The sequence below is a fragment of the Acinetobacter sp. YH12039 genome, from assembly GCF_013420015.1.
GTDB classification, from domain to species: domain Bacteria; phylum Pseudomonadota; class Gammaproteobacteria; order Pseudomonadales; family Moraxellaceae; genus Acinetobacter; species Acinetobacter amyesii.
The window spans coordinates 101,003-117,575 of sequence record NZ_VOZA01000002.1 but is presented as its reverse complement, the minus strand read 5'-3'; the positions used below and the strand labels follow the sequence as shown (position 1 = coordinate 117,575).

The window sequence follows — 16,573 nt, the reverse complement described above, 5'->3', positions numbered from 1 at the left end:
ATATCATGTATATTTAATCAATACAGGCTGTAAGCGTTAGCCTTACAGGGTTAGTAGCTATAGTTGTGGCTTTCACTGAAACTCTCGCTTTTACTACGTGAGCTGGATGTACTCGCTGAACCACTACCACTAATACTGGCTGATACATGCGCTGCACTCATGGCACCGGCTGCCAGTTGTGCCGTGTATTGCCCCATAGCTTTAGCAGATTCCAGTGCAATATTGGCTTCCTGGATCGCCTTCTGCATTTTGGCTTCATATTCCTTAAGCTGCATTTCGGCATAAGCAATATTGGTCCGAGTATTCATGTCAGCATAACGTGATTGCATTTCAGCATGACTGACTTCCATGCCGGCTGATGCTCGCCATGCTTCGACTTCCGCGCTAAAGGCTGCGGTATTTTGCTGTACTTCTGACAAGTTTGCCTGCAGTTCTGCCTTGTATGCTTCCAGATCTGCCTGATACTTACCAATCCAGACCCGAGCCGCTTCCATTTTTAATTGGATCTGTTTGCCTTTTACATCGGCTTTTGCCTGTACACCCTGAATCGTGGACGCATAAGCACGTGCTTGGGTATCAAATAAAGTAGCCTTGGTTGATTCACCCCGGATCTGTGCTTCATAGGCTTCGACCTTGACCTTTTCGGCATTGATCTGTTCGCTATAAGCCTGAACATCGGCACGATAGGAATCAAACTGATTTTTGATCACGTCAGCACGTACCGATGCGCCTTGTACCAATGCCTTATACACTTCTACGTTGGACAATACCGCATCCATCTTGGCCTTGTAGACCTGGACGTACTGCTCATTAACCTGACCAATCGCTACCTGTGCATCGACTGCAGTTTTATATGCGCTCAGTTTGGCTAATGCGCCATCTAGCTTGGTTTTATACACGCCAGACAATACGCTGAATGCTTCATTCTGTGCATTAAAGAAAGTAATCTGTGCATTGAATACATTGATTTGGCTTTCAGCGTTATACCGCGCAATCTCAAATAGCCGATTGGTGACGTTGTTGAAAATATTGGTGGTCAGCTGCTCCAGTGACATGCCTTGCTGTACCAAGAAGCGCAGCTGATCGATTTCCATTTTTGAGGCTTCAATCAGAATATCGCGGTTTAATTCACTCGCTCTTAACTGTCCCTGCTCCCGAATTGTTGCGACCTGCTTGACTAACATACCAGGCGGCATAGAAAAATTACGTGTAGACCAGTCGTTGACGGCTTCCTGAACTGCACGTGAAGTTTCTTTACTCTCACGTGAACGTGCACGATTAAATAAGGCTTCTTCTATTGGAGCAGGTAAACCGATACCGCCTTCAGTAATTCCATCCTTAATATATTTCGCTAATTCATCCAGTAATTCGGATTTATATTCCGGCTCACCCCATTCGATAAATACTTTTGGTACCGTAACATCACTAATGCTTGGTGGCTCACCGTTAAAGTCTGGTAATTCAGGAAATTCAAAGACTGGAATATCAATTTCCTTGAGATCATCCATTTGTGGGAGCTCTAAGGTTGGTGATTCTGGTAGTTGAATATCCGTGTCTATCTGAGGACGAACAGGTATCTGAATTGCAGCCATACCTGGCGCACTTGGCAATTCCATTGTTGGCATGACTGGCGCATCTGGCATTTGCAAGTCATCTAAACTTAATTCACTGAGTAAGTTTTCAATGCTTTGAAATTCTGGCAGATTAGGCTTATCAAATTGCACAGCCTGAAAAGTCGGTGCTCCAGACAAATCAATTGATGGTACCGGTGTTTCTGGTACTGACATTCGTGTCGGTGGATCTACCTGAGTAACAGTAACTTCTTTGATCCCTGCTAGGGATTGTGAAAGTTCATTGCGATAGCGTCCGGCCACACTGTCCAACTTATCCATCTGATCCATTACAGTGGTAATGGCTGCATCCATCACCCCATCCGGCTCAACTCTTGAATAGATAATCATTATATTCTCCTAGTCGTTTTGGTGAAGTCCATGGATAGGGCATTAATCTGCGCAGAAGTTGCAGCAATAGAAATAGCAAAAGAAAAATGACGACCTCGCAGCCCACGACCAAACAACACACGACCATTGGTCAAGTGATCGGCTTCCTCATTTGGCAGCATATAGGTATAGGTTGTAGGTTTTCCGCTTTGGGTAGAAGTAACAGCAATACTCAACTGCTTGTCCTGACCACTCATTTCATATTCAAGATAAGCTGCTGTAGGATGTACTAGACTATCACCGAAATCTAACTTGCCAGTTTCGATTAAGCCATGAATTAAATGATCAGGCTTGCCCATCAAGAACACACCTTTGTCATTCCATCCATATAGCTTGTCGTTAATGACAGTCAAGCCATCAAAAGAAAATGGCATGTAGCGGCTCATGGCCCAAGTATCTGTATTAGCTGTCCATGCTTGGCCATATGCTTTACTGTCTTTCAATTCATCATAAATAGAGAAGTAATCATTGCTATTTGTCCGACCAGTCAGTTTGGATTGTGTGCTGTCGCCAAGTTGTAAGCTATCGAGAGCATGACTGTGCAGATGTACACTCGATAGATCCTGATCACCAAAGCTAATCGAATCGATTAAATAACTTTGAGCACGTAGCTTGTCTTGAGTGAAGTTACTTAAAAGAATGCTATCAACGACCTGCTCAGATGCGACTGTATTTGCCAGATCTGTCAGTTTAAATTGATCATTGCTCAGGATTCTTGAATATCGCTGACCAGAAATAGACTCCACAAAGTGAATGGAATCGGTACTCAATGCCAGTGTTGTGGACAGGGTGAAATCATCTAGGGTGAACTGATCTTCAATATTTTCAGCTGTAAAACGATAGGCTGCATCAAATAGCTTCACTTGATCGGATACCAGGCCACGTGCAATACGTTGTCCGGTGATCTGATCGAATAGGCTAAACCCATCTACAGCGGTGGAGATGGCACCGGTCTGCGTGATTTCATCAGCCAGACTAAAGGAATCTTCAAAATGAGCCTTGATCCTGGAAAGATTAGAATCTGAAAAAACAATTCGATCCTCTGCGATAACCCTTAACCGCAGCCAAGTACTATCTGAGAAGACCATGCCTTCAAGTGCATCGTCACGATATATCGCCATGCTGTGCTCCATAAAAAGCACTGATGACAACTCACCAGTGCTTTAAGTTTTAAGAGGTTGCAGTAATGCGATAACCGATTTCAAACACATCACCGTTCTGGAATACACGCGCTGCCGGGTACTTGGTGGCTGAAAGAAGCACACCGGTTGTGCCACCACGCTGGTTATTAGTCAGTAAAGCCACACCAGTGACATTGACCTGTGAAGTTGTTGCAATAGTCACACTGGCCACACTGCCAAAGTTATCGATATATTTTTGATCGGTAGAATCTGAAGGAATGAATTGAGGGCGTGTTGCATTGGTATAGCCCTCAGTCAGTGAAACGATTTCACCGGCTGTTGCAGCAAAGTTAGCAGCTGTCCAGTTGTCTGCCGGCGCAGTAGCACCGTTAAACAATGCCAGATATGAACCTGCCGGTTTTGCTTTAGAGCCAATGGCCACGTTTAACACATGGATTAAGGCTTCTTTGGGAATCAGGTTTTTTGTAAAGGTCGCTTCGCCACCATTGACCCGATCCATGTATTCACCTGAAAGCATAAAGCCATGCTTCGGGAAGAAAATACCTTCTTTAGTTTCGTCAAAATTCTCATTGAGTGCGTCTTTCATTAAAACGCGCTGTAGTTTTACATCCATAGCTATGGCCTGTATTGTAAATAAAACCTAATTTACAACTGCCACTAATCGGTTATCAAACCCTACAAGCCTACAAGAATTTGCAGTAATTCCATAGATCGCATCAGATTGTATTTCCACCAACTGTCCTTCTGAGGTACCTACTACAAAACCATTCTCAGCCAGCCACACTGCGCACCATGTACCACCCTGAGAAAGTGACTTAACCATATCACTATGCAGCAAGGCACTGCTTGCATAGACTGGTGCACGTGACGCCTTTTGCTCTATCGCCATGTTGCGCACGTCCTGACCACGCAAGAAAACTACATGGTCAGCCTGACCCACCCATATACCACCATCTACAGGTTCAATAAAACGGATTCGCTGCGGAAACTGGATAAAGTTATATCTATCGTCTGTTAAGTGGTAAGTCATGGCTTCGGAAAAATACAGCACATTGGATCTGGCCACCCATAAACGACCACGCCATAAACGTAGGAAATCACCGCTTTTCATCGGGGATAAGTGCTGAAAAGTCGCAGCCCGGCCCAACTCAGGTAAAGCCGGAATATCAACACTCATGGTGTCAATCGGCAATTCAAACACCTGACGCAATTCGCCACCACCAGGATCAGTCATATAGATCCGCACATGCGTCACATTACTGTCCAGACACATTGGTAATTGCAGTTGCACACCACTTTTATCTAGCAGCTTCACTTTTTCAATTTCTGATAAGGCGGATTCAAGCCCATTGGCCACCCATGAAATCGCAAAACTATAATCCCCATGATCTAGGCTATAGTTATATTTTACATTGGCTTGTGGTTTGGCTGGTGTATCAATGATCAATCGTTTAGCAGTTTGGCCATCGTAGGTGAAAAGGCCATTATCACAGGCCATACATACCAGGTTATTCAAAACAATATGAAACAAGGGACCTTGACCACATTCAGTTAATGGCTGTGTTTCCCAGGTATCAGGATTAACCTTAACCCACTGATTATCCAGAGCCGCAAAACACTCCTTGTGTAAAGGTGATTGCCATAAATCGCGGATAGCCTTGCTGCTTTGCAGCTGCATAGTTTTGGCCAGTTCTGCCCGACCAGTATCACTAAAGTTGATATTCACCGCATCGCGTAAAAACATGCCAGGTGAATCACCCTTGATTTCAAGTGCAGCATCTTCCTTGACGTTATTGATTCCAAGGAATACTGGTATTTTTTTGACTGGCATAAGGCCACCTTATTCGTTAATTACTCCGATAAAGGTATGGGCTACTTTATGAGTGCACAGCTTGCTATAACCCACAAAGAAACGGACACCACGCTCGGTATTTTCAGAGATGTTGCCATACTCAACCTCTCCAAACATAACCCTAGACGCATCCATATACAAGATGTCTCCGAATGAGTTGGGTGACATTTCATAGTAGGCATTGTTTTGCGGCTTGTTGTGCATGAGCCTTGGAGGCTCATACATTGCAAGATGCAGTTCATCGTATTTCTTGTATGGTGTTTCCGTGACCTCTTGGTAAGTCAGTAGATTAGGTGGCACACCACCATAGTTGAGTGTGGTGGCACCACCAGGTGGATTGACATAATTGGTCACGTCAGCCGGCATACCTCCAATCCAATCCCCTGAATTGGCAAAATCCTGCGCCTCACTGCCATCATGATCAAAGTGGTGAACCTCTGCCCATACCGGCACATTGTCCACTGGATAAGGCATTCCTTTTTTTGGGAATGGACCTGCATCACGTGCAGAATTGATATAGTTGGTTGCAGCGTTATATGTCCAGATGTCATACCAGTTTGGATCTAATGCTGCATTTCGATTCACCGCCTCAGTGACAATTACCTTATCGAACTGTTCACGGTAGCCAGCCAGTATACTGTTGCGCTGACACATCGGAACAATAAAGCATTGATTAATCTGCTTGGCGAGTTTCTGTGTAGTGATACGCTTATGACTGTAATAGCGTGACCGTGACAACTGACCTGTCGCTGAAAAAACCGCCCCATAATTGGCATACGGTGTGCCATAACCTAGATCACGACCCACAATACTGCTATGAATTTCCATTGGCGCAATTTCCTGCCGATGATCAAAATCGGTGGAGTAAAATTCCCCCTCAAGACCGGTCAGGCCAATATATTTGGTCTGCTCCCAACTCCCGACAATCATCTCATCCTGAAAAGTACCTTCCACTTCCTTGACCACCTTGCGATCATCATGAAAGTTTTTGATCACTTTTAAACTATTGCCAACATAGTAGGCATAAACAATAGTGTCCACCTTTGGCACACGTATGCTTGAGTTCATGTCAATTCGCGGCGCAAAATACATGGAGATAACCCCATCAAGCAATGGTTCAGGAATTTTCAAAGTTCCACCACTGAACAGGTAACCTTGATTAGTTAGTGCAATATGGCCTTGATGAATGGCGATAGGTGGGCAAACATAGCTGTCCCAAAAAGTCACCTCTGATTCATTAAAAGCATTACTTGCACGTGACAAGATGACATCAACCTCCACCCTGCGCAGTTTATATTTAATACTTGCCGCAGTCTGATAATACTCAGCACGACTCAATAAATCATACAGATTGCTCATATATGCCGAGATCATTCTGCTTTGCTCTGCGGTTAAATCCGCCAATGTTCTTTCATGACTCCATCCATGATCTTGTGCAGCAGCGAGATTTAAGCTGATCTGGTAGGTATACCCATAACAGAACCCGTTCTTGTAGTCATAACATGTATTGATCAGGTTGCAACCATCCTGGTCACAACTCCATCCTGTAACAGAGCTATAGGCTGAATGCTGGTAAAAGTCTGCAGTATCACAAACCTTGATAATCGCGCCAGCACGCACCCACCGGTCAAACTCTTGCCCTTGAGGAAAGCCTTCACCACTCGGCATCCCACCAAAACGATCTAGTATTTTTCCAATTTCTTGGTCGCCTACCTCACTGATATAGTCATGAAATGCTGTTGTGCACGTCGCAGGAATCATCGGCAACGGCATTACCCAGACACCATTTGAACTAATTTGCACCAGCCATGGTTTACGCTTCACGTCAAAGCTGACCAGGTGCGTATTGAAGAACATAAACTGATACAGGATTCGACCTTCTGTATCCACCTTGCCACTACAGGCCGGTAGACGTACTTGGTGTAACTCCTGTTGGATCCGCTCCCTGATGTTTGCAGGCAGTTCAAAATGTGCCTGCTCAATCGGGTCTTGTGGCAACTGATCCATGTCCTGACGACCATAACCACTGATGACCTGAACCGCCTCTGCCATTGCACCTGAAAACCATGAGGCTTTGAGCTTGTCATACTGGCTGATCAAAAGGTTTTCTTCAGAAATGCCTCGCAATCCTTCTGGCACAAAAAACACTTTCATCACTTCTGTATAAGGACAGCGAAAGCGTTTAAGTTTTACTGCTCCACCAATTCTGGTGCGATACTTGCCTAGGCGCAACTGACACATATCAGTCATCTTGAGCTCAATACCACTATTGGTTCGATCCCAGCCGTCATCTATACAGCCGCTAAACAACATGGGGATATCTAGTGGTGCCAGATGATCAGTTAAATGAGGGCTTTGTTGCTGCACAGGTTTGTATGCAATAGCGCGAAATACCCCACCAGCATCTTGCACAATCACCACACCACCGTCAGGTAATTCCCGAGTATATTTCAGTGCATTTAACTGCGTCACTTCCTTGTAATTGGTCACAGTCTGGCAGCAATGGTCAATAAATACCTTGTCTTTTTCTGTCAGATCACCACCATATGTAGCCAGACCATAGGGACGTGGTTTATGCATCAGGTGCTCCTTTGCGGTAATTATCTGTATTCCCATCCGGTCGGATGTAATGTGCGGCAGGCTTAATGTTAGGTACACCTGCCATCTGCGAAAAGAGTCCATGTGGCTGAATCAGTCGTGGTGCAGGAAGCTCAGGCTGATTACGGTTCCACACATACAGACGTTGCTTGAAATTTGCGGGATCATATTCTCCGACCAGCTGAAAATCCTCACCCCCTACAATCAACTCACGCACCCGATGACTGATCCATGTTGTTCCAAAAATACTATGCTCCTCCCCACCAAAACGGGTCGGTACGTGTTCACCCACACGAAAACCTTGCCACATATAAGGCTGATCACCAGTTTTACGTGTACCCATGGCCTGAGAAAAAACACCTTGCGGATAGATACTGCGGTGAAAATGCTGTATCTCTGTCTGCCCGAACTTTAAAAAGTTCTGCCCGGCTACCAGAATCTGATTGTTCTTTTCAAAATAATGTTGCACCAGTGCATTACCATATTGGCTGTGCACATTCTGCAACCTAAAGCGGATTTCCTGATCACCAATTGGCCCAAGCACACCGATCTGTAGACTGTTTAAGCCACGCGGCTGAATAAAAAACTGTGCATTCAGGATATTGCTTATACCGAATTGTGATATCACCTCGCCTTGTACCTGAATAAAGCGTTGTTTGTGAGTCACGGATGGACGACCAAACTCCACACCCGGCTCTTTGATCCGATCCCCTTCAAGCCCATCAACATAGTGCAGTCTGGTCATAGATCTTTCATGGTTATCAATGGCTTGTTGCGGTGCTTCAACTACAGCGTAAATGGTATGCGGCGATAGACGTGGCTTGCCAAATTCCATCATATCCCCAATGCTTTTAGGGGAAACGGTTCGATTGGCATACTCTACCAATGGCTTACCCATGAGTATTTCCCAATAACCCGGTTCAACCCGAATGGTATTCGCTGTAATGCGTGCGTTCCCAAACAAAGTCATCGGCTTTTCAGAATCAGGACGAATGCTGTTGTGGTGGATCTGATGTACCGCACCTATCGCAAAATTGGGTGTTGCTATCCCTGATGGGTAAATATATCGGTCAGAATAGGTTTCAGTCTGGAACTTTTCTATTTTATGCAGACGGTTAATCTGCTCTGACTTTAATCCAAATCCTGAAAGATTAACCACCTGCTTACGGTCTGCAATTTTAAGACGACCAAAAATCTGGCTGTTTAAACCCTGCGCATTCACAGTTCGAGTGTAATGCCCGATATATGGACGACCATAATCATCATCTAATAAGCCCCAAATTCTGATTTCAGGTGTGACATTCTTGATGACTGGCTCACCGACACGATCTATATGTGTCCAGCGTGGCATGGCCGTATTCCATTTTGAAACAATATATGGAGTACCATATCGAACACTATCAATGCCACGCATCTCAAATTCACGCTGACCATGAATCAAGCTTGGCATAGGAATGACAGGCGGATGAATACTGTAGTCCGATTGCAGACGGATATGCCGTACTGCATCACTGATCATAGGCTTACCAAAGAGCGACTGCTCACCCAGCCCAATATAATTAAAGTAACGCCTGGTATTTTTTAAATTCGGCTGACCATATTCGGAAAACAGCCGCCCCAGACCTGCAACCGCCCTAGCACCTAAATGTACGACATGGCGTGTGCTGATATACGGCGCTTCGATAGACGGGATGCTAAAGTGGCGGATACCATCTGCCACCATCGTTCGTGTGGCCTCCACTTCAACAGGAGAATTAATACCCTGCGGCGCAATAACACGTGCAGTATTGTTGAGCTCCTGATAACCGAACCTGGTCTGCTGCTGCCCATGTGTCTGCACATAGCGGTTACGGTTAAAAATTTGCCACTGACCTGCATCTGCAAAGAATGGTCCAAAACCATGTTCCACATTGTTTGGATGAATGATCTGTGTAGAGTTCCAGACTTCACCATAACCAAAACGATGCCCTGATTCTGTGCCGTAGGTTAAAAAACCACGTGGTCGGATATGTTGAACATGGTTATAGATTTCAGCCTGACCAAAGGTGTTACTAAACCCTTGAGGATATACAGTCTGATTTTCAGGGATAATTCGCGCACCAAAGCGTAAAGCATCAAAGCCAAACATTTGAATTGATCTTGATGTACCAATGGTATGACGTGAAGGGAATAACTCAAAGACGCCACGTGGTTCAATATAGCGCGGTGAATGCGAAGCCCAAGCGGCACCATATTGAGTGAATAGCGGTGCATTGGTCTGCTCAAGATAGCGCACCCCATGTGAAACAGTTGGATTGCCATATTCAGAAAATGGACGGATCTGTATTGTCTGTGCAGACTGTAATTTGTAACTAATCCGAGCCTGACCACTCAGTAACGAGTTTATGCCAGGTATATTTAGAAAAACACGCGTAATCTTTAATTCAGGCTTACCAAATAATCCTGCTGAATATCCACCAACCTTTATAGCTTGAGCAGTGTTGCGGATTGAAGATTGACCAAATAACTGAAAGTCGCTACCTGAATTTTTAATACTTCTTACAAGAAAATCTATCGTTGGTTGAGAAATTTGTAAGTTATTAAATCCTGGTATGCTAATAGTCCATGCAGCAGTTTTAACACTGGACTGACCAATCGATAGCGCATCCAATGACAATGGGTTTAGGTATTGCGGTAATGTCTGGCCACCTTCATCGTCATCAAAATCAATAATGACGTTCCAGGCATCGGGCAGACTGTACTCACCATCAAAATCAAAGATGACATTCAGGTGATGATCTGGTTCATAGCTCATCTTATCTCGCTACAATCAAGTCTTTGACTTTGGCATTTTTTTCACGGTTAGGATCAAACACCATCACATAGCATTCCAGTCCAACCGCAATATTCCTAAACTTAAACACGCCGTCTGTTGTGGTTTTAGTCTCCCATAGCAATGTCTTGTTATCTCGCTTAAACACCTGTACAGACATATTGCCACAAGGTAAGCCACCCGAGCGAACCATACCTTCAATTCGTCCAATCCCATGCACTACTTCAGTCTGCAACGACATAGGTTTGCTGAATCTCACACCTTTGTGCTGCACATTCCATGCCTGCAACACCTCAGGATCAGGTGTGTAGCCACCGACAAAACGACGGTTAATCTGATACATATTTAATTGGCTCCACAGGTAACGCGATAATACGTACCGCAGTTGTATTTGCATTATTTTGACATGATGCACACAATAAAATGGGCGTATTAAAATCAACAGAGTAGTTAATAGATGGGGATGTGAGCGCAGTAATTGGTGGCAATTGGGTCGCATTACACAGCACTCGATAAATGCCATACACGCTTCCCAAAAATTGTGATGTGGTGTGTTCGTAAATATCGAAGGGTTGTAGTGTTGTGGTGTTAAATGTATCCACCACTGTGCTCACATAAGAGGATAATGGTGAAAATGGATAGCTGGCATTGTTATGCAAAATCGATTCTTCTGTTGCCGAATTAAAGTCGAGACGTACTCGAATATTTCCAATGCTGCCATGACCTCTTGAATTTGAAGTTCTTGAGAAATTACCGTAAACATTGCCAGTATTCCATCCAGCAGAATTGTAATTCATCGCAACTAAAAGTGGATAATCAAGCACCTCGTAATCGAGGCAATGCGTCGGGAAAATTCCAAATATATGATGCGCGACATTTGCTCCACCGCCACCCATATAACCATCTGCAACTTGGAAACCTATGTGGTACTTACTACCCACAAACGCGCCATGACCAAACCGCCCAAGACCTTGTGTATAGTTATAGTTAGCATAAGTCGAGCCTAGAAAATATGCATCCCATTTCGGTAAATTCGCTGCCGATGGACTAACAACATCTTTTGTGCTTTGTAGTGCATTCGGATCATTAATAAAGCCAGTTACAGGGTCGTAGCTTTTCCCGATACATACTGCAATGGCGGCGCGATGTTCTGTATTTGTCTCAAAACACATGCGCACATAACGATCTGTATCATCAAGATGCAGCATTTTATAGATGTGTATGTTGCCAACTTCATATACTAGGTCCCAACCGAGCGGCGCTATCTTGGTGTTAATCGTTCCAGTTAAGTCTGCAGTATCCGCATCGGTAAATGTGACTGATGTTGCAGTTACACTATCAATCACCACTTCTTTTGAATATCCACCAGATGCTTCCACATGCAGAACACGTGAAGCAACATAACCGTGACTAGATGCATAATTCAGCGTAACTTTACCTCCTGCGATGGAAAAAGATGACGCTGTAAGAGGGTTGTAACCCGTGCATAAAATTTTCTTAAAGCTTCCAGGGTTTTTATTGACTGCTCCAAAACACATTTCAAGACCAACATCTGAGCAATCAAAATATTTAGTTTGTGTTTGCTTCATCAATCAAATCCCCGTAAACCGTTTCATTTTTCCAGCAGCCTTTCGCTTCATGCCAGGTGCAGTACTTATTAAAGAACTTATCCTCACCTTCATTCATGATCTTATCCTCAACCAAAGGCACTAGCCATTCATCCACATTAGAATAGCTTTGGCCTGAGATTTCACAGGCAAACATCTGGAAAGGCGCACCATTCAGCAAGCGGAACCAGTCATGCTTGAGTTCGATACCACCACCCATAGTGATCAGCACCGGCGCAATAGACTCCATCTGTACGATGATCGGAGATGGCTTATCACCAAAGATTTCAGGCTCAATATTGATGGGCTCAGGTGCGTTTTCTGTCATAAAGTATTCCTTTTTTGTACCGTCTTTCAAAAAAATAAACGGTACAAAATTAATATAAGCTATTAAACTTTATAAATTTTATTTGTACCATTGTCCCAAGTGATAATAATATCGCCGCCGTTTGGTGTGATCGGCAAACCTGTCGCAGTATCAAGATATGCAAGTAGCTTACTTGTTGCAGACTGACCAGAATCCACGTAGATGATGATGGCGCCAATCGCACCGCCTGAAACAGCAGGGAATGTCACATCATTGGCATCGGCTGCACCGCCTAGCGTAGATTTACCCGAGAGCGTCTGAGGACCTGCAATGATTGCAGAACTGGAAATATCAGCAAGGAATTTATGCGTCGTGGTGTTGACGGTATACGCCTGGGTGCTGACCAGGATCACTTTAACTGTATCATTCAACCAGTTAAATTCGCCTTCCAGATAGCCTTTTCGTGCTTCGTTATAGAGTGTGTTTGCCATGTGCTTGAGTCTCCGTAACTGAATCGAAAGCACTCATGCGCTCATGTTTAATTTCAATGTGATTATCTGCTTCAACACAAATTCGAGCCAATTGTCCTGATTTTTTGATCAATTGAACTTTGGCACCGCCAATGTAAAGCGTATCTTCGGTCTTTAAATCAATTGTACGTTTGCCCATCTTTGTGCATGATTAAATAAAATAAGTAAGATCATTATGTAAAAAACCCCTGAAAAGCTTTAGCCTTACAGGGGTGCTTATGTCACAAGCAAGTCATGGCATGAATGGAATAACGTTATGCGGTATATCCTCACGAGTAATGCGTCGCAAATCACTATCAGGACGAATACCGAAATAGTCTGTAAATTCCTGCTCTGCTAATGCTGACCGATTTGGATCAAAGAATTCTGCATCTGGTACCTTAAACGCTTGGTGTAGAACCCACTGAATCAATTGAACATGGTGAATTTGGTTAATTTCTGGAATATCAGTATCACTTTCCATTGGTGACAATGGCACACGATAGCCTTCCAATTGTAATTCACCGCCTACATCAGGAATTGGAACAAGACGAATACCTGTGTCATCCTGAATAATGTGTTCAGGTTTACCCTGTTTCACTCGCCAATTCTCACCATCATAGTAATGATCGAGTAATTCAGCTGACATTAAAGTCAAGTATTGCCCTTTTGTTCCATCGCTTGGCTGGAACCACACACGAGTCAATTCGTATAACGATTCATGTAACTGATAATGAGACGAACCAATTAATACATTAATCTTACAAACATCATTGTTTTGGGATTCATGCAATAAACGACCACGGATACACGCTTCACTTACGGCATCATTGAGCCAATCAATGACACTGGCATCATCAATAAAATATGGTTCTACTTTATCGTTGGCCAGTGTGCGAAAACGGCTGATCAGGTCAAGTAATTGCATCTAAACTATCCCGTATTGATGAATCATTTGAGTAACTGATTCTTTCAGCTCATCAAGATTTTTTTGTGGGCTAAGTTTCTGCTCATACTTTTCTAAAGCATATTGAACCAAACCAGCCTTTGTCATTTTTCCAATCGTTTCAATTTCATCAAGAACTTTATTTTCTTTATCAATTTCTTCTTGCTGTTTTTCTTTAGAGCGATTGAGAATACTTGACGTATCATCATCTAAGCCTTGCTCGGTAGATTCACCCGAAATAGATTCAGGCTCACCCTCATAACGAGTAAACTCAGGATGTTTTAAAAACTTGGTTGCCAAATCACTTGGAATTGATCGCACTTGACCTTGTTCAAAGGTTAAAGCTGATTCGTATAAGTGGTCGGTATATAGAGATTTATTTCCAATATACTGAATTGATACACCAGCAGATTTTTGAACAACATTGGTTGGGGTGATTGTCGCTGTATTAATTGCAACATTCTTTTGATGCTCAACCTTTTGGCGTAGATTCACAACTTCCGCACTCAATGCCAAGTAATCTTCAGGATCAGGCAAGTCCTTAACCAAATGCACCGTTGTACGGAATAAATAATCCTTTGCCTTTTGTTCATCTGGTAATTCTTCATAAGGTAAAAAACATGGATGTTCTTTTTTCTCCATATCTTTTACTTCACCATACTTCCAGCCCTCAGCTTCTTTGACCTTATACCAAGACTCATGAGACTGTTCAGGTGTGGCATCAGGATTTGCCAAATGCATTTCAACGCCAGCAATCAAACTTTGTTTATGTGATTCTGGTGTGTCATCCCAAGTAGGTTGACTATCATCACCCATTGATTGGCAATATGCAGCATTCATTGCATGACACATCATCGCTATTGCAATCGTTTTCATCTTATCACCGTAATAAGTTAAAAAATAAAAAGAATGGTGTAGGTCTGTCTAAAACCTACACCATCAAAACATTAACGAGGACCTGTCAATTCACCACTGACAATAACCTTGATGTCGCTTGCCTTGGCATTCGCTGCACCACCAGTGGTTAAAATCAATCGTGCAGCCTTAGGCAAGGTTACCAATTTACCTGTATTAGCACGTAATCGACCTGCTGTTGCAAGGTCGCCATTGCTCATGAAGTAAGCTGCATCTTGTGGTACTTCTGTACTATCACCATCAACATACTTAAAGCCAAGTGAACCTGTAACGGTGGCTGTCATACCTGTTTTAATCAGGATTTGAGCATCATCAAGGCGCATACCTTCTGGTAGTTCACCTAAATCAATAACATCAGCACTTGCTACTGCAGCAGTTGTGTCTGAATCAATTACGGCACCTGAAGCATTCGTGGCAAGAAAAAATGCTAACGCTGTAACATTGCCATATGGTGAGAATCCACCAAACTGACCATAACCACTAGGCTTCTTCTTAATTGTCGCCATTTTAAAAATCTCCAAGGATTAGAATAAGATGAGGTATGCCCATAACTGGACATACCCAAAACAATTACTGATTAGCACCAATGATTGGCACAGCGGTATCGACAACAGTTACACCATAGTCGGTAAATTCTGTACGCTCACCAGTATCAACAGCGAAACGGATTTTTGATGTACCACGAATGGCACCGATCAATAATTCCCATTTATCGCCATGATCAAGGTCTTTTTCAGACCAGAAAAAAGGTACGCCAGACTTATCACTTGCAGCCATTGCTTCCGCAATTGCTTGTCCACCCAAAATAATTGAACGGTCAACAGCGAATGTGCTACCAAAGCTTGATGGCACGATTAAATCTGATTCAGTTTCACTGTCATGCGAAGCACAATATTTAATTGTGTCACCTGCATAGAAACGAATCGGACGTGGCATTTTTCGGATAATAAATCCGTTCCATAAACCTACATCACCTAAGAAAAGCGGATGTTGTTTTGCCTGACTTGCTCGTGCAAATGCAGATGATTGGAAAGAACGGAAACCTGGTTGGGCAGCAAATTTGTTGTACTGTGCTGGCGATACAAGCCATACACGTAATGGTGAATCTTCCGCAGCAACATCACCTTCAAACTTACAAATAGGTGGTGGTAAAGCAATTTGATCCAGAACAGTTTTCATTGAATCAACTGTATCCATAGTAAATAGATCAGTTGTTGCAATATTAAAATCACCTGCATTGCTTTTAACGCTCTGCACACCAGAACCATCAACAACATAGTGACGGTTTTTAGTTGGTGCTTTAACACGGTTTACCATGATTTCATTGAAGTTTTTATGATTATCTTTAGGAATAACCCATTCAATGTTGTTATGAGAACCACGTGCACCAGCCATATGCACCAGTAATGACTGATCACAATAGCGATCCATCAAGTTCTGAGCGACTGGACGACCAAGTTTGCGTAAATCAGCTGGGCTACGAATCTGTGACATCACGTTACCCAAATCAACAGGGAAACGAGCTTGGTTTACACGTAGGCGATCTTCATTCAAAGACATCCCCACACCACGACCTTCAGCATACGCACTACCCATAATTGGATATGCACCGACTGGATTTAGTAAGTGGAATGTCACTTCATCACCACGCCCTTTTCCTAAGTCCTGAACACGAACAATAGGCATATGGGATGTGGTTTGTTTACGGAGAGTCGCTTCCGCACCTGCTTCGCCCTTAGGCATTTTCCCAGCCAATAGGTTTAAGGTGCTGTTACGATTCATGTGTGTAGCGAACAGACCTACCGCTTGGGTAACTAAATTGGTCTTATCGCCATAACTTGCGTTAGTTTTAGTAGTCATGTTTCAAATACTCTCATCACGTATG

At 43.5% G+C, this 16,573-nt stretch carries 15 protein-coding genes; all 15 read right to left on the bottom strand.

The window, feature by feature from the left end:
- Positions 1 to 50: 50 nt before the first annotated feature.
- Positions 51 to 1,961, bottom strand: a complete 1,911-nt coding sequence (locus tag FTT98_RS01705; protein WP_180176913.1) for a hypothetical protein — start codon at positions 1,959 to 1,961, stop codon at positions 51 to 53.
- Complete coding sequence (locus FTT98_RS01700; protein WP_180176912.1) at positions 1,961 to 3,121, bottom strand: hypothetical protein; 1,161 nt, start codon at positions 3,119 to 3,121, stop codon at positions 1,961 to 1,963. Before FTT98_RS01700 ends, FTT98_RS01705 begins: the two co-directional genes overlap by 1 nt.
- Before the next feature lie 49 nt (positions 3,122 to 3,170).
- Complete coding sequence (locus tag FTT98_RS01695; RefSeq protein WP_180176911.1) at positions 3,171 to 3,755, bottom strand: hypothetical protein; 585 nt, start codon at positions 3,753 to 3,755, stop codon at positions 3,171 to 3,173.
- Between the two features lie 27 nt (positions 3,756 to 3,782).
- Entirely contained in the window at positions 3,783 to 4,973 is a 1,191-nt protein-coding gene (locus tag FTT98_RS01690; protein ID WP_180176910.1) for a hypothetical protein, read from the bottom strand.
- Positions 4,974 to 4,982: 9 nt separating this feature from the next.
- On the bottom strand, positions 4,983 to 7,574 hold the full coding sequence (locus tag FTT98_RS01685) for a hypothetical protein (protein ID WP_180176909.1): 2,592 nt from the start codon (positions 7,572 to 7,574) through the stop codon (positions 4,983 to 4,985).
- Positions 7,567 to 10,386, bottom strand: a complete 2,820-nt coding sequence (locus tag FTT98_RS01680; RefSeq protein WP_180176908.1) for a hypothetical protein — start codon at positions 10,384 to 10,386, stop codon at positions 7,567 to 7,569. Before FTT98_RS01680 ends, FTT98_RS01685 begins: the two co-directional genes overlap by 8 nt.
- A gap of 1 nt (position 10,387) precedes the next feature.
- Positions 10,388 to 10,747 (bottom strand): carboxypeptidase regulatory-like domain-containing protein, encoded by a 360-nt coding sequence (locus FTT98_RS01675; protein WP_180176907.1) that lies wholly within the window; start codon positions 10,745 to 10,747, stop codon positions 10,388 to 10,390.
- A complete protein-coding gene (locus tag FTT98_RS01670) occupies positions 10,734 to 11,993 on the bottom strand; it encodes a hypothetical protein (protein WP_218954587.1) in 1,260 nt (419 codons plus the stop codon). Before FTT98_RS01670 ends, FTT98_RS01675 begins: the two co-directional genes overlap by 14 nt.
- Positions 11,974 to 12,339: a hypothetical protein gene (locus FTT98_RS01665; RefSeq protein ID WP_218954586.1), complete on the bottom strand. Its 366-nt coding sequence runs from the start codon at positions 12,337 to 12,339 to the stop codon at positions 11,974 to 11,976. The genes FTT98_RS01670 and FTT98_RS01665 overlap by 20 nt, the downstream gene beginning before the upstream one ends.
- Positions 12,340 to 12,401: 62 nt before the next feature.
- Positions 12,402 to 12,809 carry a hypothetical protein gene (locus FTT98_RS01660; protein ID WP_180176905.1) on the bottom strand — a complete coding sequence of 136 codons (408 nt, stop codon included), beginning with the start codon at positions 12,807 to 12,809 and terminating at the stop codon, positions 12,402 to 12,404.
- Complete coding sequence (locus FTT98_RS01655) at positions 12,790 to 12,987, bottom strand: hypothetical protein (protein WP_180176904.1); 198 nt, start codon at positions 12,985 to 12,987, stop codon at positions 12,790 to 12,792. Before FTT98_RS01655 ends, FTT98_RS01660 begins: the two co-directional genes overlap by 20 nt.
- A gap of 93 nt (positions 12,988 to 13,080) precedes the next feature.
- Complete coding sequence (locus tag FTT98_RS01650; RefSeq protein WP_180176903.1) at positions 13,081 to 13,755, bottom strand: DUF6682 family protein; 675 nt, start codon at positions 13,753 to 13,755, stop codon at positions 13,081 to 13,083.
- Entirely contained in the window at positions 13,756 to 14,649 is an 894-nt protein-coding gene (locus FTT98_RS01645; protein ID WP_180176902.1) for a RyR domain-containing protein, read from the bottom strand. It lies immediately after the preceding gene.
- 71 nt (positions 14,650 to 14,720) lie between these two features.
- A complete protein-coding gene (locus tag FTT98_RS01640) occupies positions 14,721 to 15,194 on the bottom strand; it encodes a hypothetical protein (protein ID WP_180176901.1) in 474 nt (157 codons plus the stop codon).
- A gap of 64 nt (positions 15,195 to 15,258) precedes the next feature.
- Complete coding sequence (locus tag FTT98_RS01635; protein WP_180176900.1) at positions 15,259 to 16,548, bottom strand: DUF4043 family protein; 1,290 nt, start codon at positions 16,546 to 16,548, stop codon at positions 15,259 to 15,261.
- Positions 16,549 to 16,573: the final 25 nt, after the last annotated feature.